Genomic DNA, 22,493 nt, shown 5'->3' with positions numbered 1-22,493 from the left:
CGCAAGCACGTCGTGCAGGCGTGTGGAAACTTGGTCTGGAATATTTAGCTATTGACATTAGCCAAAATGGAATGCACACTAGCTTCTATGACTTCAGCGGCCTCCACCCAATCCCCATCCACTCGCTATGTGAGCCGACCCGAGGGCCGTATCGCCTACGATCTGCAGGGCTCAGGCCCCCTCGTCGTCCTCATTCCCGGTATGGGCGATCTTCGCGCCGGTTACCGCTTCTTGACCCCCGAGCTCGTCGCGGCGGGCTACACCGTTGCGACTGCCGACCTTCGCGGTCACGGTGAGAGCGACACCACATTCTCGTCGTATGGCGACCCGCAGACTGCGAGCGACATCGAAGCCCTGATCGACGAGCTAGGCGGAAAAGCAGTCATTGGTGGCAACTCCCTTGCTGCTGGTTCCGCCGCGATCGTCGCCGCGGAGCATCCTGAGAAAGTCTCCGGACTCGTGCTGTTCGGCCCCTTCGTCCGCAACCCTTCGGCCTCGGCGTTCGAGAGGTGGATGTTCCGCACGATGATGGCGCCGCTGTGGGTGGCATCGATGTGGAAGGCCTACATGCCCACTCTCTACAAAGGAAAAAGGCCCGCTGACTTCGCTGAGTACCGCGCCAAAGTCATCGCGAGCCTCAGACGCCCGGGCTACAGCAAGGCATTCTCACTCACCACGCGCCAGACCACTCATGACCCGGCAGAGGCCGTACTCAACCAGGTCACGGCGCCGGCGATCGTGATCATGGGCGACAGCGATCCCGACTTCAAAGATCCCGCAGGCGAGGCGAAATGGATCGGAAGCGAGCTCCACGCCCAGGTCGTGATGGTCGAAGAAGCTGGCCACTACCCGCAGTCCCAGCAGCCCGAGATCACCACGTCAGCGGTGCTTGGCTTTCTCGCGACGGTGGCTCCCGTTGCCTAGGGCCGGGCTCACCCGCGACAGCGTCGTCGAGACTGCCGCGATCATGGCTGATGAAGTGGGGCTCAACTCCCTGACTCTTGCTGCCTTGGCCGAACGGCTCGGTGTGAAGCAGCCCTCGCTGTACAAGCACCTCGACTCCCTCGCGGACTTGCACCGAAGCGTCTCAATGCTCGCCAAGCGCGAACTCGGAGAAGCGATCGCACGGGCCGCCGTGGGTCGGTCCGGTCCCGACGCGATCTTCGCCATGTCGCACGCTTACCGGAACTGGGCCATCCTCCATCCCGGTCGCTACGGTGTATCGCAGAAACCTGCGGCTCCGGGAGACGTCGAGGATGAGGCCAGCATGATGACTGCAATCCAAACCATCGCCGACGTTCTCACCGCGTACCATCTGGATGGCGACGATTCGGTCGACGCCATCCGCGCATTCCGCTCGCTGCTCCACGGATTCATTTCACTCGAAACGTCGGGAGGGTTTGCTCTCCAAGCGGACATCGATCGCAGCTTCGACCGCTTGATCCAGGGCTTCACCGTTGCACTGAACCAGTGGGCTGAACCCTTCGACCACGCAGAATCCCGCAATTAGCCCCATGGTGCGCGGCGCCGAGACTTAGCCGATTTTTCAGATCGTTACCTGGCCGTTGTGTGAACGCTGACGCAGACGGATATCGTCCAAGCATGATGAACGCGCCACACCGAGCCTTGGCATCAGCCGCAATCTTGGTAGCGGCGACGCTGACGCTATGCGCCTGCCAGTACCTGCCGAATGTCGCGCTGCGGCTCAACGGTGACGGAACCGTGGACTTCGGCAGCTGCGATAGACCTGTTGTCGTCGGGCTCGTAGACGCGAAAGCGTATATCCGCACGAACGACGAGAACACCGCGACTCAGCTGACAGTTGAAGAGACCCCGGCCACGCTCTCAAACGGTGACGTGATTCACCTGGGCCCCACACCACCTCAGGAAGAGTGGGATCGCATCAGCGTATCTATCTGGGGCACGGAGGCCTCCACGGTCCTAGGTGTCTCGGGAATCTTTGATGCCGGGCAGCTGAGCGTCGGCGAGTGGTCGTGGGCGAAGAACTCAAGCATGTTCGAAGACGTCGAACACTGCGAACTCGACGGCTGACATCGCAGGAACCGTGCAGCGCAAGCATGCTCGACGCGGGGCCCACGCTATTCACGGACAGGATTCTGCTCCAGCTGTTCGGACTCTTTAGTGTCGTCGCGGTTTGGACCAGAGTTCGTTCGCCAGACGAGACGGAGCACGTTGATGACGTCATCCAGTTCAATGCGAGTTGCGGACGCTTCTTCAGCTAACTCGCGGATCCGTTGGGCGATCGCACGAGGAAGAACAGCGGCTGATTCGGCCACCCGTGTGCCGGCGGCGGTTCGACTCACTACGAGCCCGGCTTGTTCAAGCATTTTGTACGCTTTGGCGGCAGTTCCTTGCGCCACGCCGAGGTCGGTCGCGGTTTGTCGCACAGTGGGAAGCCGTTCGTTTGCGCCGAGCTGGCCAGACATTATGACCCCACGAAGCTGGTGATAAATGTCGCGCGCCGTGCTGCCATCCTCGTCGGCCGAAAGGATCGAGCGCGAGGTCATGAAACAACCTCCGCGCCGGCTGGTGATGTCGTATTAATAGAGCCTTCCGGCACGACTGGCCGAGAACGTAGACCGCTATGCGCGACGAGGAGCAGGAGGACGAATGCGGCGATCTCAAGAAATGGTGCTGCCCAGCCGGCTGCGACTGCAAGCTCCGCGTAGCGCCACGATGCTTCGTAGTGTTCGCCGCCGTTCTGCCCCATGATCGTCAACTGCGAGATTGACCCCGAGCTGGCAACGAGCCGCCAGCTGCTAGCAAGGGTGAGGAGCATCGCAGCCATCGCGACGCGAAGTCCGTCGCGAGCAATCGCTCGGCGCGCCATGCGTTCGGCCGTGACCGTTTCCGGCGAGAGGTAGGGACGTGCCGCATTTCGATCCAGAGTTGCCCACGTAACCCCGACCAGTGCAATCAGGCACGCGAGAACCGGCACTCCGTATGCCCATCCGTAGGACCTCACGCGAATCGGGTCAATCGCAGCCTCGTTGGGCACAGGGATAGTCAGCCACACGTATTGCCCCTCCCCGTTGGGCGTCGACGCGAACCCTGCAGCGAGCGTGGTTGCCACGAGAGCGAGGATGACCAAACCTCCGCCGATCAGGGCAGAACGTGAGCTAAAGCTGGTCCAGCTGCGGCGGGCGGGCAGCATGACCGGGGCCTCGGGACGGGTTGTTCCGCGCGTCATGATCTGCACAAGAATGGCGCCGATACCGAGCGCTGCGACGACGATCGGAGTAGCGAATTGCCACCATGAAACAAGATCAGGCCCGGCGAAGAAATAGCCACGGAAAAGGAACTCAGCGAAGAACAGGGCGACGACCACTAGCGCGGCGATTCCGAGAGTGCGACGCTCACGCGCGTAGCGCTTTCGCACCGAGCGAGTTTCGACAACTGAATCGTGCGCCGCCCATCGCGTCGAGCCCGACGCGATGGTGACAGTGAAACCAACAACGAGCAGTGCAATCCCGAACAAGACGGGAGAAAGAGATAAAGCACCCTCGACCATCTGGACCGGGTTGAATACATTGCTCCCGCGCATTGACATGATGTCTCCTGTCGTTCTTGTGCCATATGTCTATCACAACTTGTGTCAATCAAAAAGCACAAAGCAGCACGACGACTGCCTGCTCCTCTTAGGAACGCGCTCTGATCAGACGAGAACATGACTGCCGCAATCGGGCTTTTGCAAGGCATCGATCATTTCGGCGAAGGCAAGCAGGCTGTCGACGTATTCCCGATCACTTTCGTTAAGTCGGTCTTGGCTTTCGGCGCTACCAACTCCTTCGATACGCGTCGACGTCCACCCCAGGTCGCCATGGCGGGCAACGAAAGCTCGTCGTTGATATGCCACTATCGCGGATAGTGCTTCGGCTCCCGTGATCTCACCGCGGCGACGGCGAGATCACGGGCGGCGAGTCTGCCATTCAGCAGTGCTGAGAGTCACCCTGCCGATCCACCACGGCAACCCCGCTACGACACACTCGATTCAGCGACTGTTGTGACCGTCGAAAGGATCCGAGGATTTCTCACCAGGCGTTCGGAGGGCAGATCGCCTTCAAAGAGCAGGACGGGAGAAGAGGTTCACGAGGTTGCCATCGGGGTCGCGGAACAGGGTTGACCTGTTGCCCCATGGCATCGTGGTCGGTGGAAGCACAACGTCGCCGAGCACGTCGTGCAGGCGAGCGAATTCCGCGTCAACGTCAGTGACGAGAAATTCGATGATGACGGTGTCATTGCTGCCCGGTTGCGGTGCATTTTCCCCCAGCATCGCGACAGTAGCCGTGCTCGCTATCGCCAAGGTGCCTGTGGCCGTTCGAAACTCCGCGAAAACTGGGGCAGGCCGCGCGGCGGTTGTTTGCGTCACTGCTTCGTAGAAGCGCGCAAGCTTGTCGACGTCGTGAGTGATGATGCGGATCGATGCGAAGTCCATGTCTACCTTTCAGTCGCGCCGTGCGGCCCGACCTCTTCATCATCAGCTCACCGTGCGACAACGTTATGTCGGTGTTTACGGCGAATCCTCTCCGAGCCCAACTGCTCGCAGCTTTCCCTCGACGATGCCTAGATCCTCCGCGCGGAGCGGTCGACGGGGCGGCCGCTCCGCCAGCGTCTCCGCGTCGGCGATGCGGTCGCCTCGGAACGCGCGAAGGCCATCGCGAAGCCGGCACCAGGCGACCAAATACCAGTTGTCACCCTTGCCGACGAAACCCATCGGTTCCACGTCCCGCACGGTGGCTCCGCCATTGCGGTCGGTGTAGGAGATTCTCAGAACGTGCCCGGTCCGCAGCGCGTGGGCGACGCTACTGGGCGCTCTACTCGATCCCTCATCGCTGAGCATGTGAACGCGGGTTGCAAGCTCGGCCGTCTGTTTCAGGCTGCGATCTTCGGTCACAGCGACAACCTTCCGAAGGGCCGACGTCGCCGAATCGCGGAACGGGCTTGTGTCCAACGCACCCAGGGCGATCATCACGGCGAGGGCTTCATCGACGGTGAACCCGAGCGGAGATAAGGTGTGTGCCGGGTCGAGGCAATAGCCGCCGGTGCGGCCTGGCTCCGCCCAGATGGGGACTCCGCTCTGCTGCAGAGCCGACAGGTCTCGCTCGATAGTGCGAGAGCTGACGTCGAATCTGTCGGCAAGCCATCGAGCACTTCGGGGACGCGGCGACACGGCCCGCAGTTCCTCGACCATCGCGTAAAGCCTGTCAGTACGTGTCACACCTCGACTTTAGTTCCGACGAACGCCCATCAATGCTCGTAAGCCGGTCGCTATCGGACGATGTCGTCGGGGTTGAATAAGTGCTGTCTGGATCGAGTGAATGTTCGCGCCTAGTACTCCCGACGCGAGCAGGCCGGAGCCGAGTGGGCCCGATGAGTCCTTGCCCGCGGCGGTAATTGTTGAAGGGCTGATCTGACAGGGGCGCTCACGGGCTCGAGCTTCCAGAAGATTTCGGCCGCGCCTCCATTTCCGGGAGCAGCCAGCTCAGCGGCCTTCGCCGCGTACGCCGCCGCACCTAGAGAATGTGCCCCCCATGTGCGCGACGCCGGCGGCTTGCCCGGCGGCCCAAGCAGCGGCTTTGGCTGCGGGCGAAGTTACTGCTTGCGCGGCTCGATTTGCTACAAATCGACGACGAGATCGATGCCGTGAGACAGCCACGCGGCAGCGCTAGGAACCGCCCTACCCATCCAACACGCCGGTAGATAGCATGCGGGGCATGGCAATCAAACTGGAAAACGTTGGGATAGCGGTCCGCGGCCTAGACGAAACAATCTCGTTCTTCACCGACCTGGGCCTCGAACTTGTCGTCCGCGACACGATCTGCGGCGACTGGGCCGATACCGCCCTCGGCCTCGACGGCAACCACGCCAAGATCGCCATGCTTCAGACACCAGATGGTCACGGCCAGATAGAGCTTTTCGAGTACCTGCACCCCGAGGCGATTGGGTCAGACCCCGCCCTCCCCAATGAGATCGGCATGCACCGCGTCGCGTTCTCCGTCGACGACATCGACATAGCGCTTGAGATAGCAGCGCGGCACAATTACCACCCGCTTCGCGGAGTGGCGACATACCAAGACGTGTACAAGCTCACCTACCTGCGCGGGCCAAGTGGCATCATCGTGATGCTCGCCCAGGCTCTGAAGAAGGATTGAGCGTCGCGCGGTTTTGAAGTTTGCGGTCTAGCGGGGCCCCAGCACGGCAGTTTTGGACGTAGATAGTCCGATTCCGTGCTGGCGGCCGAAGACTGTATTCCAATCTGCGCATAGAAATCGTTGCTCGGAATGGAGAACCGGCCTTCGGTTCCTATCAATCCCGCGGCGCGCAGACGCAGCGCGATGTCATCGCGAAGCAGCGCGCGCAACTGGTCCTGTGCAGTCATCAAATGCTCCGATCCGGCAACGCAATTGAGGTGGAACTGACCCGGCCCGTTAAGGATGTCGGGTCGAATCCTGACTGGCCTGGATCGGAATAGATGGGGTCTCTACGCAAGCATCCAGCGCTCCCCCTTGAGAACAACGCACAACGACACCTCGATTTGCGGATTGACCCGATCGTCGAGAGTCCGCGTGATACCTGACGCGGCGCTGGCGGAAGTGCGAAATGGCCAAAGGATCGCCGCGCCCGAGAGCCGGCGAACCGTATGGTGTGAGCAATGCGATGTGTGCCGACGCAAGTTCTTGCGCCACGAAAGAAGGACAATCCTGTGAATCGAATACCCCGCCGCCGATCGCCCGCGGCGATGATCGCGACTACCGTCGTCGTTTCCATCTCTCTCGCTGGGTGCGGGACCCCGGGCACTGGTGCGACTGAGGCGAGCGCGGACTCGATTGCCGAGCGTGTGAGCGTCCTCGGCATATCACCCGAACTCGTTTACACGACTGACGTAGAGGGTTACGATTTGGCGCCGCAATCAGTCGCTCAGGCTGGCGAAAACGGCATCTCAGCCACATGGTTCAATAACAGCACGGGCGCCATGGTGACCATCCGCACTGAATCTGGTGACCTCACGGCAGCGTCGTGTGCTTCAACTCCCATGTGGGATGGGCCCGACGAGCCTGTGACATGCACCAATGACGAGGACGTCTGGCGTCGCGTGAGCAGCGGCATCCACGAGTACGTCGCCCAGCGGACCAATGCCTTGATTTGGGTCAACGGGAGCGGAGATGTCCCACCAGCGGATCTTTTAAAGGCTGCGAACGCTGCGCATGTGCCTTCAAATGCCGAACTTGAAACACTTTTCTCCGATATGCCGACGACCACAGCCGAGCCAGTGCAACGAGGCGACATCCCGGAACACGGTGATGGCGCACCCATCGACCCGTCAGCTCCAGGCGGCTAAGGACGCCGGTCGTCTGCTGTTTGGAACGCGGCTGCTACGGTCGTGGCACCTACCGATTCAGGCGTGGCACCGTTGGTTATCTCATCGACTTCGGTCGTCAACTTCTCGAGCCGGCACTCGTCAGACAAGCTCATGCTCAAGCACGACTTTGTGCACGACCATCCCCTCTATAGACAACAAGGTCGGTGAGGTGAGAATGCCTTGAAATGGGTGCGACAAGCTAACAGGGGCGAAAAACCAAGCCTCCCCGGTGCCGAGTCCTTGGGTGACATCGGACGGCTCGTACTGGAACGTCCAATGCAGATGATGCATTTCTTCGTCATGCTCATCATCTTCATTTGTGATGAGCTGACGGGTGATGTCAACCTCGAACAAGGGGTTTTCTGCTCCGTCCCAGTCGTAGGTTCCCCACTGAAACAGCAGGCCGTCCCCGTCTTCGTCGAGGTTGACCCCGAGTGGCTCCCACTTCGAGAAGAACTCGATCATCAGTTCAAACGCGCGTCTGATTGGCAGGGCTTCGGGTGAGATGCCGTCTTCGGCGAGAACGCCGACTAGCGTCGCTCGTGCGTCGGCAATCTCGAATTTTCCCGCTTTCACAGCAAAAGAATACTCACACTTCTACGGGCAAGCGGCATACAGATTTCGGAGGCGTCGCAGGCACCGAACCCAAATCGAGTGTCCGTTGGGCGATCCCTCAGCGGGCACCCGAACTCGCACGCTGAACTGCGACCCTGAGCACTCTTCGTAGAAAACTGGCACCCTGATCAGCTGCAACACGGGTCATGCCGATTTTTTCCGCTACCCCCGCTAAGTCTGGTCGGATCGGTTGGAGCGGCGTACCGTTCGGGGTATGGCTGATCGAATCGCTGACAGGGTGACGGTGCCCGATGTCGTCGGATTGCCCTTCCACATCGGGAGCGACATCGCATCCGCTGCGGGAGTGACACTGGCGAACCCGGATCCAGACGGGCCACCCATCGGAGCTCTGGCATGGCCAGGGCTCTTCTACATCACCTCCCAACGACCTTCAGCCGGAACGGGCCTCTACCGATGGGATTCAGTCGCCGTCGAAATCGTCGAGCACGGCACCGCAGAATCAAACACGCTCCGAGACGGCCACGAACCGCCGCTGCAAGACGCCGAACATGCCACACCAGAACGCGAAATCTACGCCGACCTAACCGACCACGACACCCAAATCTGAATCACGTCAGCCGCATGCAGGTCGACCCGTCTGCGCAAAGCTGCTGTGCGGGGACGCGCCCGCCCGACCTAGAATCGCCCGGTGGAGAGCTTCGAGGTTGTCGCCCAAGGCGAGCTGTTCCGAATCAGCGAGCGAACACAACCAGACGGCGCAATGAGCTACGACTTCGTGTGGCTGAACGGGCCAGCAGAGGGAACCTACGGGTTCACCATCGGCCAGTCTTTCGGTTGGACCGCAGCGGGCGAAAAGGATGCAGAGACACGCCCCGCACCTCGCATCACCGTGGAGGAGCTCGTCGCGGCAGCGCACAGGTTCGTTGTGTCTTTCTACGAACCAGGCGGCATCGGAGAAACGGACTTCCCGAATCACACGCCGGCGAACTCGTGAGCCAACGAGAGCCGATGCGGCCACCGTATTGACGCCAGACCTTCGACCGCTGCCCGCAAATCTGTCATCTTGAGCGCGCTAGAGAGTTTTCGTCGAGGGCGCTGACGAGAGCGCCAGAGCCGGGAGGCTGACGCCACAGTCATTGGCCGGTCCCTCACCCAGCCGCCTGCAAGACAGTGATCTCTTCGATCGGAGTGAGACCAGCCCGCCGCTCTCGATGTACGTTTCGCGATGACTCGTCCGCTAGTACTCGGGCAAGTGTGGCATCGAGAGCGGTCAATGTGCCGCCAGCAGCGAGAAATGCGGCCCCGGAGCGTTGCATGAATGCTGTGTCGGTCTCTGGGAGCCAGAGTGGCAGCGACCGGGGCCCGGCCCAGAAGTTCACGCCCTGAGCGAGCAGGATCTGATCGTCGAGCTCCACCAGATCTCCCCGGTAAGCCGTTGCTTCGATGGCAGCAGTGAAGAAATCACGCATCTGGTGCACTTCCCCGACGGCATTGATGGCGCCGATAACCCGTTCGCGTCCCGCCTGTTCGATCCACGACGCGAGGTCGGCAACGTCTATGACCTGAACGAAACGACGGTCGACTGTCGGAATAAGTGCTGGGCCACTTCGCTCAAGACGTGCGACCCAGTATCCGAACCTGTCGCTGGGGTCACCCGGCCCGACGATGAGGCCCGGTCGGGCGATAAGGAGGCGATCTCCGAGTGCGGCGGCACTACTGCGCTCCGCGGCGACCTTCGCGTCCGCATAGCGGGACAAGTCCTGCGGCTCGACCAGTCGGGCGGATTCGTCAGCGCCCGGCTCATCGTTTTTGCTGTACACAGACACCGAAGACACCAGTGTCCAATGGGCGGCGTGTGCAGCAAGTGCCTCCAAAGCCGGTTCCACTAGAGCTGGCTCATAGGCAAGCTCGATTACGTCGTCCCAATCGGTCTTCACCTCGTCGTACGCACCCGCGGACGAGCGGTCTGCGCAGATAAGGTGCGCCCCATCAGCAACGTGCCCTGAGTGACCACGAGCGAGACAGAAGACCTCGGCGCCTCTCTCAACTTCCCTTCGCGAGATCTCGCGCCCCAACCACCCCGTCCCACCCAGCACTAGTACTCGTCGCATGTGACCAGCAAACCAAACCATTTCGAGCTCGTAAGTGCGCTTCGCCCGAAGCGCAACTCAGACCAACGCTGGTGCCGGCAAGCGAATCGATCACCCGGCACATCGCCGTCCCCTGAAAGTGCCTGCAAAGATGCCTTATCTGCAACACGCATTGCCAAACCTCGTAGTGGGAGGATGTCGGGATGGCGGCATCCTCGATACTCCCCCTCATTTCCGTGGACGAACTCCAGACCCACCTCGAGGCAGGTGACGGCATCCGTCTGCTCGATGTGCGATACCGGCTCGAGCAGCCCGATGGACTCCCCGACCACCGCGCGGGCCATCTTCCCGGCGCGGTATACGTAGACATGGACACGGAACTTGCCACGCACGGTGACGCATCGGAGGGTCGGCATCCGGTTCCATCCCGCGATGTACTTCAGGATGCCGCGCGGCGCTGGGGCCTCAACGATGGCGACGCGGTCGTTGTCTACGACGACTATCGCTCAGTGTCGGCCGCGCGCGCATGGTGGCTACTCACCCATTCGGGCGTCGAAAACGTGCGCGTGCTCAACGGCGGCTTGTCGGCATGGACGGCAGCGGGCCTTCCGCTGGAAGTGGGCGAAGTTGTGCCCGCGCCCGGCTCGATCAAGCTCCAAGAGCTGAGTCGAGGAATCGCAACGATCGACGATGCCGAATCCTGGCCCGCCCGGGGCATATTGATCGACGTGCGTGCGCCCGAGCGCTACCGAGGCGAGTCCGAGCCGTACGACCCGATCGCGGGCCACATCCCGGGAGCCGTCAACCTGCCCGCAGGCGCCTATCTCGACGGCGACCGGTTTGCAGAACCTGATGCGATACTCGAAGCCCTCGCCAGCGTCGGCGTGACGTATGACTCGACCGTCGCCGCCTACTGCGGCTCAGGGCTGACGGCTGCACACTTCGCACTCGCAGGGGCGGCCACGGGGGTCGATGTCACCATCTTCCCTGGCTCGTGGAGCCAATGGTCGAACACTGCAGGGCGTCCCGTCGCGACGGGCCCGATCCCCTGACGGAATCGCGACGGCACCAATCCGTGCCGCGGTACATCGGTCGGAGCCGACGAGAGGCACGTCTTCACGCGGCGGACGTTGACCGGGGAAAGATAAGTGAAAATCGCGCGCCGCCCATGGGCGATTCGGTGATTCCAATGCTTCCACCGTGACTTTCGACGATGCGTCGGCATGTCGAAAGCCCAAGACCAAGGCCGGGCAGATTGTGATTGTCCCCGCGCTCCATGAGGCCGAAGACTCGTTCGCGCTGATCTGGGGATATTCCTGGGCCATCGTCATCAACTGTGACGCGCACTCCGTCGGTGATCGACACCGCCCGGATCTCAACACGCGGGGCATCTCGACTCGCCCCGGCGAACTTGATGGCGTTGGCGATCAAGTTTTGAAAGAGAACTTCGCACGCCATCTCGTCTGCAACGATTCTCTCGTTCGCCTCGACTGTCACAGAGACGCGCGACTCGGTGATGACGGCAGCGAGATCGTCCAGCGCCACTCGGATGACGTCGGCGAGTGTGATTTCGTTGCGCACCCGGTCCGAATCTCCGACACGTACGTAGTTCAAAAGATCAGCAAGCATCCGTGCCATTCGAACCGACGCGGCATCGGCGCGCTCGAGCGCATGCGTCACGTCCGGGGCGCCCAACGATTCTGCGCCGTCGGCTGCTAATTCGATGAACCCGGTGACGGCACTGAGCGGGTTTGAGAGATCGTGAGTAACTTGAGCCGCGAAGCGCTCGAGTCTGTCGTTTGCTGTGAACAATTCGTGGGTGATGCGGCGAAGCTCCAGCACGTCCATCGCTTGGCCGGCAAGGAGATCTAGCGCCTCGCGCCTGTCCGGTGCTAGTTCCCGAGGGTGCGAATCGAACAAACACAGCGTCCCGATCGCAACGCCTTCGGGTGTAATGAGCGGGCTCGAGGCGTAGAACCTGACCCGCGCGAGTGTGCCGTCGACGAACGGATGGTGTGCAAGTGCCTCATCTGCCCGAGCGTCCGCGATCACTAGCGGCTTCTTTTGCTCGATCACGATGGAGCACAACGAGTCTTTGCGCGCGCACATCGCCCGCTCGATCCCGACTGCGGCGATCTGGTGCTGCGAGTGCTCGTCGATGATGTTGATCACTGCAACGGGAACGTCGCACATCAGGGTCGCGAGCCGAACCAGACCCTGAAGATCGGCATCAGCTGGTTCTCCGACCACACGATACGTCGCGATCGCGTCGCGACGTATTAAGTCTTGAGTGCTACCCACAACATCGTCCCCTAGCTCTTCTTTCTGAACGATACGGTGTGCTTGCGTCAATGCGAAGGGGTTGCGCTCACGACGCTTTCCGCATTTTCGCGACACTCTCTGCAATGTGCGTCCACCACGAGTCGGATTCGACTCGTGCAGCCGTCACCGCCTCAGCAGCGCTTTGAGCGACTCGTTCCCGCTGTTGCCACAGCGCCTCAAGCACCGGGATGCCGTCGGTATCTACCGCGGCGAGCGCCACAGTGCTCGATTGCCCCCAGTGCGCTAACGCTCCCCGCTGCTTTATTCGGGTGTATTCGTCGGTCACGAGTCCGAGAACCGGAACCCCTGCGGGTGCCGCGAAAACGGCGGGGTGGTAGCGGCCAGTGATGAGCAGCGCTGCACTTCGGGCGGCGAGCGCCGCCTGACGCGGTGTGCCGGTCGGCAGCACCTCAGACGCCGACTGCATGCGGGCTCGGATCTCATCGTGCAAAAGCGCGTCGCCGCGCGGTGCCTCATCATCCACAGCGCCAAAATGCGCGTGAAAGCGCACGGGCTCTCCGGTGACTCTGGCGGCGGCATCAGCGAGCGCTGCAATCCGCGTCGTCGCTTCAACGCGGTCGACTCCCCCGAGGTGCAGCGAGAGGCTGATGAGAACGCCCGACCGATTTGATGGCAACCCGATCTCATCCCATGCAAGGAAAGACGCGTCATCGACGCCGAGCCGCGCGGGCACCCCCAGATCAGCAGACAGTGCCTGCGACGTTGTTTCGCGCACGCCAACGAGAGCTGCATGCCGGATGATCTCGCCGACGAGCTCACGATCGCGTTCATTCAACTTCGGGCCCAATGTCTGGCCAGTGACAAAGAGCGGGCGACCCAGAGCTCGAGCGATTCGCGACATCGCCACCCGCTCGTAAATGTGAGTGGGCCAGGTCGACGCAAGGTTTCCGGCGCCCGCGATGATGACGGCATCCGCCGACGTGATCTCAGCGATCATCGTGCCAATGCGTTCATCTGCGGATGCCGTTCCGCCAAGAGCCGCAGCGACCCCATCAAGTCGAGCCTCGGCGTCGGCACGGCTCAAGCGATCGAAATCGATTCGACCGATCGCGTCAACGCCATAGCGCGCGGCTGTTTCGCGCGGAGCCGAAGACACCGCAACGATATCTCCACCGCGGGCACGCATTTCGTCACACAGCGCTTCGAACATGGCCTCATCGCCAATGTGCATCATGCCGTCGACTACTCCGACATCACCAATTACAACCAGACGCATGACTCCTCTTTCGCCGACCAAACAGCCCCGTACACGCTAGCCGCTTCTTCCGCGCACCAGCTGGGCAACTAGTCCGATACACCACGCCCAACTTCGCACCAATCAGCTACCTCTGCGCGTTACGATTCAAAGCGGCTTGCGAACTGTGGGTCAGCAGAAAAAAGGGGATGCCGATGGGCGTGCAAACAGCTCTCGACGCGGTGCTTCAGGCGCCGAGCATTGTCGATGCCATGCATCTCGCTGACGACTTGGCTTTCGAAGCCGGTCGCGACCCGGGCGTTCGCACGCTGCGTGTGCTGAACACTGCGATTCGCGGCACAGATGAGGTTGCCGCAATCGCCGCGGTGCACGCCCTCGCGGAGATCTACGACGAGCAGGCGGGCCGCATGCTGTGCGCACTGCTCTCTGACCCACGCGCAACCATCCGAGAGCACGCCACCTGGGCGCTGTCATCTTCGTTGCCACGCATTGAGGCCATGGGTCGCTTGATCGCGGCAGTAGCCGACGGCGGCTTCGGCGGAATGCTGGCACAGCGCACCCTTGAGGTGTGGTCGAACGACGCGCGAGATGCCCTATCTGTCGGACTTGAAGCTGCCCTTTTGGGTATCGCAGCGCCTGACGCACGCGCTCGACTCGTGGAAACTCTGGGTCTCGTGCGCGGTGACGTCGCCACGCGGCCGCTGCTTCTGATCGCGCAAGATCACGCTGAATCCCTCCCCGCTCGACGTGCAGCGATCGAAGCCCTGGGGCAACGCGCAGCGCAAAGCGGCGCCATCACTCCGGTGCTGGAAGAAATTCTGCTCGAGGGCGACCGCATCGGAGCCGCGGCTCGCATCGCGCTACTCGACCTCGAGCCGACCCCGCAGCACAGTGGCGACGACACCGAGGGGATGACAGTCGCGCAGATGTTCCTGCACGCCGACATCGATCCCACGCTGGCATTCGCCGGCGCAGGCGACAACGGTGGTATCGCCACCTTGCTCGTGCGCCTCGGTGACGCCCTCGTGACCGACTCCGCCGTTGGTGTGCAACGTGTTCTGACACTTTCGCGTGGTCCCCTCGCTCAGGCGACGAGCGACCTCCTCGACATTGGCGCGAGCGACTCGGGTCACATGTACGCGCGCGTGCCGCTTGCCGACGAGCCGATGCCGTCGGCTGCGGCATGGCCGTTACGTGTGACGATTCGCCGTGGCATCCGTCGCGTGCTCCGTGCTGCCGGCCACGTCGATCTGCTGCACCTGCGAATGGCGGATGTCGGAAGCCTTGCTGCGGCAGACGTCGCGCGCGAACTGGGTATTCCGGTCGTGTTCACGGTCGCACCCGACCCCCACGCGGTGATCCGTTCACTCGACCTCTCGGGAGATCTCACGCGCACCGACTTCGGCGAGACCGACCTCCGCGAGCATTTCTGGTTCCGCACGCGGCTCGTGCAGCGACTCTCGTCGAACGCAGCACACACGGTGCTCTTTCCGCGTCCTGAGTTGGAGCGCGACATGAAGCAGCTCGTTGGCATCGACATAACTTCTCACCCCGAACGCCACACGATCGTCGCAGAGGGCGTCGACCTCGTCGTCACCGAGGATTCCGTCGCCGAGGCGCGCTCCCACGCCGAGGGCGCCGCGGCGACGCCGAGCCTCAACGCGTTGCGCGACCTACTGCAAGGGCTACCGCCCGAGCGCCGCGTACTCCCCCTGATCGTGAGTCTCGGTCGTTTGCACCGCGTCAAGGGTATGGCAACGCTCGTTGAGACCTGGGCGCAGAGCGATCTTCGCGAACGGGCGAACCTCGTCATCATCGGTGGTGATCTCGACACTCCATCTCTCGATGAACGCGAACAGCTCGAGCGCATCAACGCTGTCGTACCCGCCACAGAGCGCATCAGCCATGGGCTACTCCTCGCCGGCCACCAGCCGAACAATGTCGCAGCACGCTGGCTGGCCGCGGCACGATTCGGTCTTCCCGACCTCGCTGCCCCGCACGGCGCTTACGTGTGCGCGAGTGTGAAAGAAGAGTTCGGTATTGCTCTGCTTGAAGCCATGGCCACGGGCCTCACTGTCGTTGCTCCCGATGGCGGCGGTCCGGCAACCTACGTCGAGCAGGGACGCACCGGCATCCTGACCGAAACCTGGAACCGCGAGATGCTCGAGCGGGCCGTCGGCGCAGCCCTCGAGCTCGCCGTATTACCGGGAACAGAACGAGCGGATGCCGCGCACGATATGGTCAGCGACAACTTCACCATCCAAGCCATGGCAAGCGCCCTTGGCCCGGTGTACCGACACGTCGTTGCCGACGAAGCAGAGCTCGTACGCGAAGCTCGGGGCGTACTATGACGCTGCTCGTTATCAGCCCCGATTACGCGTCCCACTTGCTTCCCCTCGCAACTCTTGCCACCGCCTGGCGAGATGCCGGTGAACGCGTGGTCGTGGCAACGGGACCCGCGACAGCACCAATTGTGCGTGACTTCGGCCTCGAACACCACGAGCTTGCGCTCGGTCGCGGCAACAACGCGCGGATCGTCCGGACTGAAGAGCAAGAGGCCGAAGAGTCTGCCTCGCTGCAGGGATTTTTCGATGCCACCCGGCGCGGCATGATCCCAACTCTCCGCTATCAAGCCCACGAACGCCTCACCGACCTGATGTGGCAGCCCGTCGAAACAGGACGCCGAGTGCTCGATCTCGTGGCCCTCCTCGAGCCAGATGAAATCATCGTCGACCACCTCGCTTTCAGTGCACGAGTGGCATTGCAGGCTGCGGGGATCGCTTACGGAGACGTTGTGCTCGGTCATCCGACGGCACTTCCGGTGGCGGGTGAAGTTTACGGTTACGCGCCATTCTGGCCGAGCGAATTCTCGCCCGAGGCCGAAGAACTCGCTGAGCTCCGTGCGCTCTGCGAACAAGTGTCAGCAAGCTTCACAGCGCAGTGGAACAGCGCCGCGCTCGCGATAAATCCCGAAGCGTTGCCCACCCAGGACGCCTTCGCCGAGCACGGCGCGCGCGTGCTGTACAACTATCCCGCCGCGCTCGCAGACGGCGACGGACGCCAGCTACCCCCGCATGAGTTTCTCGGTTCCACCCGACGAACCGAACCAGCTGATGAAGAAGTCGACGCGTGGATCGCAACCGGCGAGCCCTACGCGTACGTCAGTTTTGGCAGCTTTCTTTCGGTACGCGACGACGTTCTCGCACGCGTCTCAGCGGCGCTTTCGAAGATTGGGATGCGGACCGCTATCGCCACGGGCTCAACACCCACGTCGGCCCTCGGCGCCCTGCCGGACGCCTGGCTCGTTCGGGAGTATCTGCCGCAGGTGCGTCTTTTAGGCGAGGCATCTTTCGCCGTCACCCACGGTGGAAATAATTCAGTCACCGAAGCGATCGGCCAGGGCGTTCCGCTCGTCGTGTTGCCGTTTTCTACTGATCAGTTCGCAGGCGCGGCAGCAATTTCGCGCACCGGCCTGGGCGAAAGTCTCGACCCGAACGCGGCAACTGTGGATGAGCTTGCAGCATCCTTCGCGCGAGTGCGGGATCTTCCTGACACGGCGCGATCGCTCCTGTCGACAATTGCCGCAGAGCAGCGCGAAACTCCCGGACCGCAGATCGCTTACGCGACTTTGCGTTCAGCCCACTCCGAAACAAGCTGATCCATCGCCGTCGGATCCCCGGAAGCCGCCCGGTAGCGCTCCATGAGCAACGCGTTCGCGTCGTAGTGAGCACCGGCGCGAATCTCGGCAACGTGACTCAGCGCGTAGACACGACCCGTGTGACGCACGGGGGCTGAGCCGAGGAGAGTCTCGTGGGCGATATACCAGGCGGCATCTTCGAAGCCCCAGCCGCGGAAGCGTTCGTCTTGCCCACCGTGCGCATGCCACGTGCGGGGCGTTGTCACGTACACACCGGAACACGCGGTCGCCACGACCTGTTCTACGTCGCATTCCGAAAGGTCGCGACCAGCGATGGCCTGCGAGGTACCGCTGTCACCCAGCCACCGGTACTCGGTATACGGAAGGTGGACGAGTCCGCTTGTCGCGGCAGCCGCGACAGCTTCGCGAAGCGCGTGAGCTTCCGGCACTGTGTCAGCGTCATTGATGACAACAACGTCGTCAAGACCAATCGCACTGAGACCGGCGTTGCGGCAGGCAGCCAAATTGAATATTCCGTCTGTGGCATCAATCGTGCGCAGCTGATATTCCGGCAGATTTTCGGCGTACCAGCGTTGCAACGCCTCGAACGCAGGAACACGCGAGGGAGACTCCCGCCAGGGAACAATGACAGTCACAATCGGCACTCGTACAGCCTAGGCATTCGAATGCCCTATGAATGCCACTTCAGACGAGAAAAAGGCTGTCAAGAAGTCCCGGGTTGTGCGCGTGAACGAGCACCAGAAAAACGACGGCGTCGAACAAGAGATGCACGGCGACGATGTAGGCCAACGAATGCGTGCGCAAAAAGATGAATCCCTGCAAAAGTGCGAACGGAATCGTGAGAGCCGGACCCCACGCCCGATAGCCCAGTTCCCAGAGGAACGCGACGAAAACGATCGCCTGCAACATGTTCGCGACAAGAGCCGGAAAGTGGCGGAGCAGGAGCGCGAAAACCGTGCAGATGAAGAAGAGCTCGTCCCAGATTCCTACCGCACCCACGCCCACGAACAGCCGCGCGATGAGATCGGGAGTGTTCACGACGGGCCAGTTGAGATACACGCCTGAGGTGATGAAGTAGAAGGGAAGAATGAGCCACCCAAGCACCAGCACTGCCGCAAGCCACGCCCACTGAAAGCGTGTCCACCGCCGCCGCGTGCGCCAGGGAAAAGCGATAGCGCGGTCACGATAGATGAATCGCGAGACGGCGTACGGCACCGCCACTGCTCCCCCAAGTGCCAACGTGAAGCGCAACATCGCGAGGTTGTCGAGTTCGGCGGCGAGATCAATCGCGCTCACGATCAGGAGCCCGATGGCGATCAGCGAGAGATCGCGCAACAGACTCGGTCGTGCGACGTCATCCGTTGTCTTCGCGCGCCGATCAACCCACCACGCGCTCGCAAGGGAGAGAGCGATCAAAAGCCACCCGAGCCAGGGCACGCGCACAACGAAAAAGGCGGGTGCCGCAGCACACACCAGCGCGGCTGGCGCGAGCCGTACCGGCCAAGGTTGCACGCTATTCATCAGGCGCTGTCGGCGACGTATGTGAGGTCACGAATGTCACGGCCGACTCGAGAGCCTTTACGCTCGAACGCGGTCAGCACCCGCCCATCGAACCGTTCTGCCCATTCGCCGTCGAAGTCGCGAGAAAAACCGTCTGCCTGATCGAGCACGGTGCGCATTTGCTTGGCGTAATCCTCCCAGTCTGTCGCGAGCCGCAGTTTGCCTCCGGGGCGCAGTGCACCACGGGCGATACTTGTGAATTCTGGTGCGATCAAGCGTCGCTTGGTGTGCTTTTTCTTGTGCCACGGATCAGGGAAGAAAACCCAGAGCTCGTCGACGGATGCCGCGGGCAAGAGATGTTGCAGCACTTCCGGAGCGTTGGCTTCGGCGAGCCGCAGGTTGGAAACGCCCGCACGGTCCGCGTCGAGCATTGTGCGCGCCAGCCCCGCACGAAAGACTTCGATCGCGAGAAAGTTCACCTCAGGCCGAGAGGACGCTGCATGAATGATGGCGTGCCCTTGACCAGAGCCGATTTCGACGATCAGGGGCGCCGCGCGACCGTACACACTTGCGAGGTCGGCAACGGCACCGGGCTCGATGCTTGTTTCGGCCTCACCACGGGGAACGGCCCAGAGGAAGCGATCCGACAATTCAGCCCAGGCGCGGTCTTGTGCGTCCGACATCCGACCGCTTCGGCGCACAAACGAGACAGGGCGGTCACGAAACGAACCGGTTACAGGGGTGTCACTCACTCATCCAGGCTACCGAGGGTCGACACCCGTGCCGCTACGGTTCGACTGTCACGTAGTCGATGAGTTCCTCGACCCGCCCCAAAAGCGCTGGCTCCAAGTCGCGAAAAGAATGCACCGACCCCAGGATTCGTTGCCATGCGCGTGCGATGTCGGCCTGATCATCTGCCGGCCAGCCGAAGGCACGGCAGACTCCTACCTTCCACTCGATGTCTCGTGGCACCTGTGGCCAGCGCGAAATATTCATCGCGCGTGGCGTGACGCACTCCCACACGTCAACGAACGGGTGCCCAACGATGCGAATGTGCGCGCCGTGCGGTGATGCTGAAATCTGCGCCGCGATCCGGGACTCTTTCGAACGTGGCACGAGATGATCCACAAGCACGCCATATCGGCGGGTGGGTGACGGTGGGTCATCGCGAAGCAGGTCGGCGAGCAGATCGATTCCCTGCAGGTACTCGACGACAACGCCCTCGGCTCGGAGGTCTGCGCCCCACACTTTTTCGACGAGCTCGGCGTCGTGGCGGCCTTCGACAAGGATTCGTGAAGGTCGAGCCACTTTTGCCCGCTGGTCGGCAGGAGCAAATGAACCGGATGCCGTGCGCCCGCGGCCCTGGGGGGCTTTGGGCGCTGGCGCAACAAGCACGACGGCAGCGCCATCGACCAAGAAACCCGGTCCGAGCGGAAAGAGCCGCCTGGCGCCCTTTCGATCTTCGAGTTCGACAAGCCCTTTAGCGCAGCTCATCACAGCTCCGCAGAAACCGTCGGCGGCTACCTCGACCACCAAGTCGCGCTCAACGGCGACCCGTGGCAGCGGCTTCGCAGCGCGCTCCCGCCATCCGCTAGCCAACACATCAGTGCCGTACCGATCATCCATCTCGTTCTCCTCCGGGCCGTCAGCGTAACCCGCTAGTGCGACTGTGCTTCGCCGACCCGCCCACATGGTCACTCATAGGCAGCGCTGCGTAGACTCAGATCACAATGCGCGTCACAGGAGGCCCCATGCGAACGCGAATGACTGCGGTGCTCGCCGCATCACTCACACTTGTCATGCTCAGTGGTGGATCCGCGGCGTCGGCGACAGACCCCGTCACTTTGGATTCCGGCTACATCACCGATGACGCCGGCGCGATCGAAGCCGGCCAGATCACAGCCACCGAGGATCGACTAGCGCAGCTTTCAGCTGACACCGGTATCGACGTCTACGTCGCGATCGTCGACGAGTTTACGAACCCGTCCTCAAGCGAAGACTGGGCAAACGCTGTCGCGAGCGACAGCGGCCTGGGCGTCTCGCAGTATCTGTTCGCCATCGCGTCCGATTCGCGTCAGTTCTATATCTCCGCTGACTCCGCTGGTCCGATTGACGTCGAACAGATCGCCGCGATCGAATCAGCCGTCACCCCGGCACTTCGCGCAGACGATATCGCTGGCGCGATCGATGACGCAGCCGATGCGTTCGAAACGGCGGCCACCGGCGGCACCGTTTCTGAATCGGATGCCGGAAACTCCGGCAGTTCGCCCATCCCCGTCGTCATTCTTATCGTCGTCATACTCGCGATCGCGGCGCTCCTCATCGCTATTGTGCTGCGTTCACGTCGAAAGCGAGCGGCTGTCGAAGTGAAGCCCGAACAACTCGACCCGGAGACGCTCGCGCGGCGCGCGGCATCCGCTCTCGTTAAAACCGACGACGCCCTGCGCACAAGTGAACAAGAGCTTGGTTTTGCGCGAGCACAGTTCGGCGACGAGGCGACAGCTCAGTTCGTCACAACACTCGCCGCGTCAAAAGAACGCCTTGATCGCGCGTTTACTCTCCAGCAGCAACTCGACGATGAGATTGCCGACAGCGCCGAGAATGTGCGCGCTTGGAATACCGAGATCATCGAGCTCTGTGCTCAAGCGCAGAGCGAACTCGACGCGAAGATCGCAGCCTTCGACGAGCTACGAAAACTTGAGCAAAACGCTGCAGGGGCACTCACAGCTGCCCGCGACGCGAGTGTGGCAGCCGCGGCCACGCTCGAGGGAGCTCAGACGAAGCTCACCGAGCTGGCAGTGTTGTATGCGCCGGCTGCTCTCGCGACAGTCGCAGACAACGTTCCCGAGGCTCGAGAGCGGCTTGCATTCGCCGATGATGAACTCGCGACCGCACACACGGCTTTGAACAAGGGTGACAGCGCGAGTGCTGCGCTTCGCATTCGCGCTGCCGAAAGCGCCGTCGGTCAAGCGCAACAGCTCGAAGCAGCCATCGGCACGCTGGGAAGTGACCTTGCCGCCGCCCAGAGCCGCGTGCCCACTCTCGTCGCGGAGCTCGAACAGGACATCGCGGCAGCAGAGGCTTTGACTGACGCTGACGATCGGATAGCCGGCGCCGTCGCTGGTGCACGCCACGGTCTCGAAGCTGCACGAACAACCTCGCCGCCACGACCACTTCTCACGCTTCAGCTCCTTGAAAGCGCAAACGAACAGCTCGATACCGTGTTGAACGACATCCGCGGTAAGGCTGAGCGCGCGGAACGTGCTGCACGACACGTCGACCAGGTCGTTATGCAGGCCAGCGCTCAGATTTCTGCCGCGCAAGATTACATCGCCTCTCGCCGCGGCGCTGTCGGAGCTACTGCCCGCACGCGTCTTTCCGAAGCGGCCACCACCCTCTCTCAGGCTCAGGGACTACGCGGAGACGATCCGGAGCAGGCACTACCCCTGGCACAGCGCTCATATGAGCTTGCAACGCAGGCAATCGAACTCGCACAAACTGACGTCGGTGGATTCGGCGCACAGAGTGGGAGCTCGAACGCGTTCCTCGGCGCAATGCTCGGTGGGATCGTCGTTAATTCGATGCTCGGTGGCGGTCGACGCGGCGGCTTCGGCGGGGGTTTCGGCGGTGGCGGCGGCTTCGGTGGCGGCGGCGGCTCACGATCCCGGGGCGGCGGCGGTTCCTTCGGCGGCGGTGGCGGTCGAGGTCGCCGCGGAGGCGGTCGCTTCTGATGATTCATTACACACGCCG

General features: G+C 62.2%; 25 protein-coding genes. 12 read left to right on the top strand and 13 right to left on the bottom strand.

Translation table 11 applies throughout. From position 1 onward, the window contains the following. Positions 1-129 precede the first annotated feature (129 nt). The 3 genes from FHS06_RS07010 to FHS06_RS07000 all read left to right on the top strand — a co-directional run bounded on the left by FHS06_RS07010 (position 130) and on the right by FHS06_RS07000 (position 2,052). The gene (locus FHS06_RS07010) at positions 130-924 is read left to right on the top strand and encodes an alpha/beta fold hydrolase (RefSeq protein ID WP_310734839.1); all 795 of its coding nucleotides are present in this window, start codon (positions 130-132) and stop codon (positions 922-924) included. After that, positions 890-1,510 carry a TetR/AcrR family transcriptional regulator gene (locus tag FHS06_RS07005; protein ID WP_341779773.1) on the top strand — a complete coding sequence of 207 codons (621 nt, stop codon included), beginning with the start codon at positions 890-892 and terminating at the stop codon, positions 1,508-1,510. The genes FHS06_RS07010 and FHS06_RS07005 overlap by 35 nt, the downstream gene beginning before the upstream one ends. Positions 1,511-1,602: 92 nt before the next feature. Next, the gene (locus FHS06_RS07000; protein ID WP_167047236.1) at positions 1,603-2,052 is read left to right on the top strand and encodes a hypothetical protein; all 450 of its coding nucleotides are present in this window, start codon (positions 1,603-1,605) and stop codon (positions 2,050-2,052) included. Between the two features lie 47 nt (positions 2,053-2,099). On the opposite strand, the gene FHS06_RS06995 is transcribed toward FHS06_RS07000, so the two are convergent. Together FHS06_RS06995 and FHS06_RS06990 are read right to left on the bottom strand one after the other, a co-directional pair. Then, entirely contained in the window at positions 2,100-2,528 is a 429-nt protein-coding gene (locus tag FHS06_RS06995) for a GntR family transcriptional regulator (protein WP_167047233.1), read from the bottom strand. Further along, on the bottom strand, positions 2,525-3,571 hold the full coding sequence (locus tag FHS06_RS06990) for a hypothetical protein (protein WP_167047230.1): 1,047 nt from the start codon (positions 3,569-3,571) through the stop codon (positions 2,525-2,527). Before FHS06_RS06990 ends, FHS06_RS06995 begins: the two co-directional genes overlap by 4 nt. A 117-nt stretch (positions 3,572-3,688) precedes the next feature. Between FHS06_RS06990 and FHS06_RS06985 the strand changes: the two genes are divergently transcribed. Beyond that, positions 3,689-3,889, top strand: a complete 201-nt coding sequence (locus tag FHS06_RS06985) for a hypothetical protein (RefSeq protein ID WP_167047223.1) — start codon at positions 3,689-3,691, stop codon at positions 3,887-3,889. Positions 3,890-4,081: 192 nt separating this feature from the next. On the opposite strand, the gene FHS06_RS06980 is transcribed toward FHS06_RS06985, so the two are convergent. The 3 genes from FHS06_RS06980 to FHS06_RS14330 form a co-directional block, all read right to left on the bottom strand. Continuing rightward, positions 4,082-4,456 carry a VOC family protein gene (locus tag FHS06_RS06980; RefSeq protein WP_167047220.1) on the bottom strand — a complete coding sequence of 125 codons (375 nt, stop codon included), beginning with the start codon at positions 4,454-4,456 and terminating at the stop codon, positions 4,082-4,084. A 75-nt stretch (positions 4,457-4,531) separates the two neighbouring features. Then, positions 4,532-5,239 (bottom strand): helix-turn-helix transcriptional regulator, encoded by a 708-nt coding sequence (locus FHS06_RS06975; RefSeq protein ID WP_167047217.1) that lies wholly within the window; start codon positions 5,237-5,239, stop codon positions 4,532-4,534. A 264-nt stretch (positions 5,240-5,503) separates the two neighbouring features. Beyond that, entirely contained in the window at positions 5,504-5,677 is a 174-nt protein-coding gene (locus FHS06_RS14330) for a putative immunity protein (protein ID WP_341779768.1), read from the bottom strand. Between the two features lie 58 nt (positions 5,678-5,735). Between FHS06_RS14330 and FHS06_RS06970 the strand changes: the two genes are divergently transcribed. Together FHS06_RS06970 and FHS06_RS06965 are read left to right on the top strand one after the other, a co-directional pair. Continuing rightward, the gene (locus tag FHS06_RS06970; RefSeq protein ID WP_167047214.1) at positions 5,736-6,173 is read left to right on the top strand and encodes a VOC family protein; all 438 of its coding nucleotides are present in this window, start codon (positions 5,736-5,738) and stop codon (positions 6,171-6,173) included. 551 nt (positions 6,174-6,724) lie between these two features. Further along, positions 6,725-7,360 carry a hypothetical protein gene (locus tag FHS06_RS06965; RefSeq protein WP_310734840.1) on the top strand — a complete coding sequence of 212 codons (636 nt, stop codon included), beginning with the start codon at positions 6,725-6,727 and terminating at the stop codon, positions 7,358-7,360. A 120-nt stretch (positions 7,361-7,480) separates the two neighbouring features. On the opposite strand, the gene FHS06_RS06960 is transcribed toward FHS06_RS06965, so the two are convergent. After that, positions 7,481-7,957 (bottom strand): hypothetical protein, encoded by a 477-nt coding sequence (locus FHS06_RS06960; RefSeq protein WP_167047211.1) that lies wholly within the window; start codon positions 7,955-7,957, stop codon positions 7,481-7,483. Positions 7,958-8,210: 253 nt separating this feature from the next. On the opposite strand from FHS06_RS06960, the gene FHS06_RS06955 reads away from it, so the two are divergent. After that, complete coding sequence (locus FHS06_RS06955; protein ID WP_167047208.1) at positions 8,211-8,564, top strand: PASTA domain-containing protein; 354 nt, start codon at positions 8,211-8,213, stop codon at positions 8,562-8,564. An 81-nt stretch (positions 8,565-8,645) separates the two neighbouring features. Further along, positions 8,646-8,951 (top strand): hypothetical protein, encoded by a 306-nt coding sequence (locus FHS06_RS06950; RefSeq protein WP_167047205.1) that lies wholly within the window; start codon positions 8,646-8,648, stop codon positions 8,949-8,951. Positions 8,952-9,105: 154 nt separating this feature from the next. Here FHS06_RS06950 and FHS06_RS06945 read toward each other — a convergent pair whose 3' ends face one another. After that, positions 9,106-10,089 (bottom strand): NAD-dependent epimerase/dehydratase family protein, encoded by a 984-nt coding sequence (locus tag FHS06_RS06945; RefSeq protein ID WP_243845267.1) that lies wholly within the window; start codon positions 10,087-10,089, stop codon positions 9,106-9,108. A 161-nt stretch (positions 10,090-10,250) separates the two neighbouring features. Here FHS06_RS06945 and FHS06_RS06940 point away from each other — a divergent pair, with 161 nt between their 5' ends. Continuing rightward, entirely contained in the window at positions 10,251-11,099 is an 849-nt protein-coding gene (locus tag FHS06_RS06940) for a sulfurtransferase (RefSeq protein WP_167047202.1), read from the top strand. Between the two features lie 64 nt (positions 11,100-11,163). Here FHS06_RS06940 and FHS06_RS06935 read toward each other — a convergent pair whose 3' ends face one another. After that, a complete protein-coding gene (locus tag FHS06_RS06935) occupies positions 11,164-12,399 on the bottom strand; it encodes a sensor histidine kinase (RefSeq protein WP_243845266.1) in 1,236 nt (411 codons plus the stop codon). 16 nt (positions 12,400-12,415) lie between these two features. Further along, positions 12,416-13,606, bottom strand: coding sequence for a polysaccharide pyruvyl transferase family protein (locus FHS06_RS06930; RefSeq protein ID WP_167047199.1), 1,191 nt, complete (start codon positions 13,604-13,606; stop codon positions 12,416-12,418). Between the two features lie 173 nt (positions 13,607-13,779). Here FHS06_RS06930 and FHS06_RS06925 point away from each other — a divergent pair, with 173 nt between their 5' ends. Beyond that, positions 13,780-15,936 carry a glycosyltransferase gene (locus FHS06_RS06925; RefSeq protein WP_167047195.1) on the top strand — a complete coding sequence of 719 codons (2,157 nt, stop codon included), beginning with the start codon at positions 13,780-13,782 and terminating at the stop codon, positions 15,934-15,936. Continuing rightward, entirely contained in the window at positions 15,933-17,243 is a 1,311-nt protein-coding gene (locus FHS06_RS06920; RefSeq protein WP_167047192.1) for a glycosyltransferase, read from the top strand. Before FHS06_RS06925 ends, FHS06_RS06920 begins: the two co-directional genes overlap by 4 nt. Here the strand turns inward: FHS06_RS06920 and FHS06_RS06915 are convergent. The 4 genes from FHS06_RS06915 to FHS06_RS06900 form a co-directional block, all read right to left on the bottom strand. Continuing rightward, positions 17,204-17,887, bottom strand: a complete 684-nt coding sequence (locus FHS06_RS06915) for a galactosyltransferase-related protein (RefSeq protein ID WP_167047189.1) — start codon at positions 17,885-17,887, stop codon at positions 17,204-17,206. The two genes, FHS06_RS06920 and FHS06_RS06915, sit on opposite strands and share 40 nt — an antisense overlap. Before the next feature lie 40 nt (positions 17,888-17,927). Further along, positions 17,928-18,764, bottom strand: coding sequence for a CPBP family glutamic-type intramembrane protease (locus FHS06_RS06910; RefSeq protein ID WP_167047186.1), 837 nt, complete (start codon positions 18,762-18,764; stop codon positions 17,928-17,930). After that, the gene (gene trmB, locus FHS06_RS06905; RefSeq protein WP_167048073.1) at positions 18,764-19,426 is read right to left on the bottom strand and encodes a tRNA (guanosine(46)-N7)-methyltransferase TrmB; all 663 of its coding nucleotides are present in this window, start codon (positions 19,424-19,426) and stop codon (positions 18,764-18,766) included. Before trmB ends, FHS06_RS06910 begins: the two co-directional genes overlap by 1 nt. Positions 19,427-19,529: 103 nt before the next feature. Then, on the bottom strand, positions 19,530-20,369 hold the full coding sequence (locus FHS06_RS06900) for a DUF3097 family protein (protein WP_167047184.1): 840 nt from the start codon (positions 20,367-20,369) through the stop codon (positions 19,530-19,532). Positions 20,370-20,494: 125 nt separating this feature from the next. On the opposite strand from FHS06_RS06900, the gene FHS06_RS06895 reads away from it, so the two are divergent. Further along, positions 20,495-22,474: a TPM domain-containing protein gene (locus FHS06_RS06895; RefSeq protein ID WP_167047181.1), complete on the top strand. Its 1,980-nt coding sequence runs from the start codon at positions 20,495-20,497 to the stop codon at positions 22,472-22,474. The last annotated feature ends 19 nt before the right edge of the window (positions 22,475-22,493 follow it).

It is taken from the genome of Microbacterium halimionae (assembly GCF_011761265.1).
GTDB lineage: Bacteria > Actinomycetota > Actinomycetes > Actinomycetales > Microbacteriaceae > Microbacterium > Microbacterium halimionae.
This window is presented reverse-complemented; position numbering and strand designations above follow the sequence as displayed.

What these genes read in the sequence shown, in the direction of transcription:
- FHS06_RS07000 (WP_167047236.1), top strand. Translation starts at nt 1,603, where the DNA reads ATGATGAACGCGCCACACCGAGCCTTGGCATCAGCCGCAATCTTGGTA.
- FHS06_RS06995 (WP_167047233.1), bottom strand. Translation starts at nt 2,528, where the DNA reads ATGACCTCGCGCTCGATCCTTTCGGCCGACGAGGATGGCAGCACGGCG.
- FHS06_RS06990 (WP_167047230.1), bottom strand. Translation starts at nt 3,571, where the DNA reads ATGTCAATGCGCGGGAGCAATGTATTCAACCCGGTCCAGATGGTCGAG.
- FHS06_RS06985 (WP_167047223.1), top strand. Translation starts at nt 3,689, where the DNA reads ATGACTGCCGCAATCGGGCTTTTGCAAGGCATCGATCATTTCGGCGAA.
- FHS06_RS06980 (WP_167047220.1), bottom strand. Translation starts at nt 4,456, where the DNA reads ATGGACTTCGCATCGATCCGCATCATCACTCACGACGTCGACAAGCTT.
- FHS06_RS06970 (WP_167047214.1), top strand. Translation starts at nt 5,736, where the DNA reads ATGGCAATCAAACTGGAAAACGTTGGGATAGCGGTCCGCGGCCTAGAC.
- FHS06_RS06955 (WP_167047208.1), top strand. Translation starts at nt 8,211, where the DNA reads ATGGCTGATCGAATCGCTGACAGGGTGACGGTGCCCGATGTCGTCGGA.
- FHS06_RS06945 (WP_243845267.1), bottom strand. Translation starts at nt 10,089, where the DNA reads ATGGTTTGGTTTGCTGGTCACATGCGACGAGTACTAGTGCTGGGTGGG.
- FHS06_RS06940 (WP_167047202.1), top strand. Translation starts at nt 10,251, where the DNA reads ATGGCGGCATCCTCGATACTCCCCCTCATTTCCGTGGACGAACTCCAG.
- FHS06_RS06930 (WP_167047199.1), bottom strand. Translation starts at nt 13,606, where the DNA reads ATGCGTCTGGTTGTAATTGGTGATGTCGGAGTAGTCGACGGCATGATG.
- FHS06_RS06925 (WP_167047195.1), top strand. Translation starts at nt 13,780, where the DNA reads ATGGGCGTGCAAACAGCTCTCGACGCGGTGCTTCAGGCGCCGAGCATT.
- FHS06_RS06920 (WP_167047192.1), top strand. Translation starts at nt 15,933, where the DNA reads ATGACGCTGCTCGTTATCAGCCCCGATTACGCGTCCCACTTGCTTCCC.
- FHS06_RS06910 (WP_167047186.1), bottom strand. Translation starts at nt 18,764, where the DNA reads ATGAATAGCGTGCAACCTTGGCCGGTACGGCTCGCGCCAGCCGCGCTG.
- trmB (WP_167048073.1), bottom strand. Translation starts at nt 19,426, where the DNA reads ATGTCGGACGCACAAGACCGCGCCTGGGCTGAATTGTCGGATCGCTTC.
- FHS06_RS06900 (WP_167047184.1), bottom strand. Translation starts at nt 20,369, where the DNA reads ATGGATGATCGGTACGGCACTGATGTGTTGGCTAGCGGATGGCGGGAG.
- FHS06_RS06895 (WP_167047181.1), top strand. Translation starts at nt 20,495, where the DNA reads ATGCGAACGCGAATGACTGCGGTGCTCGCCGCATCACTCACACTTGTC.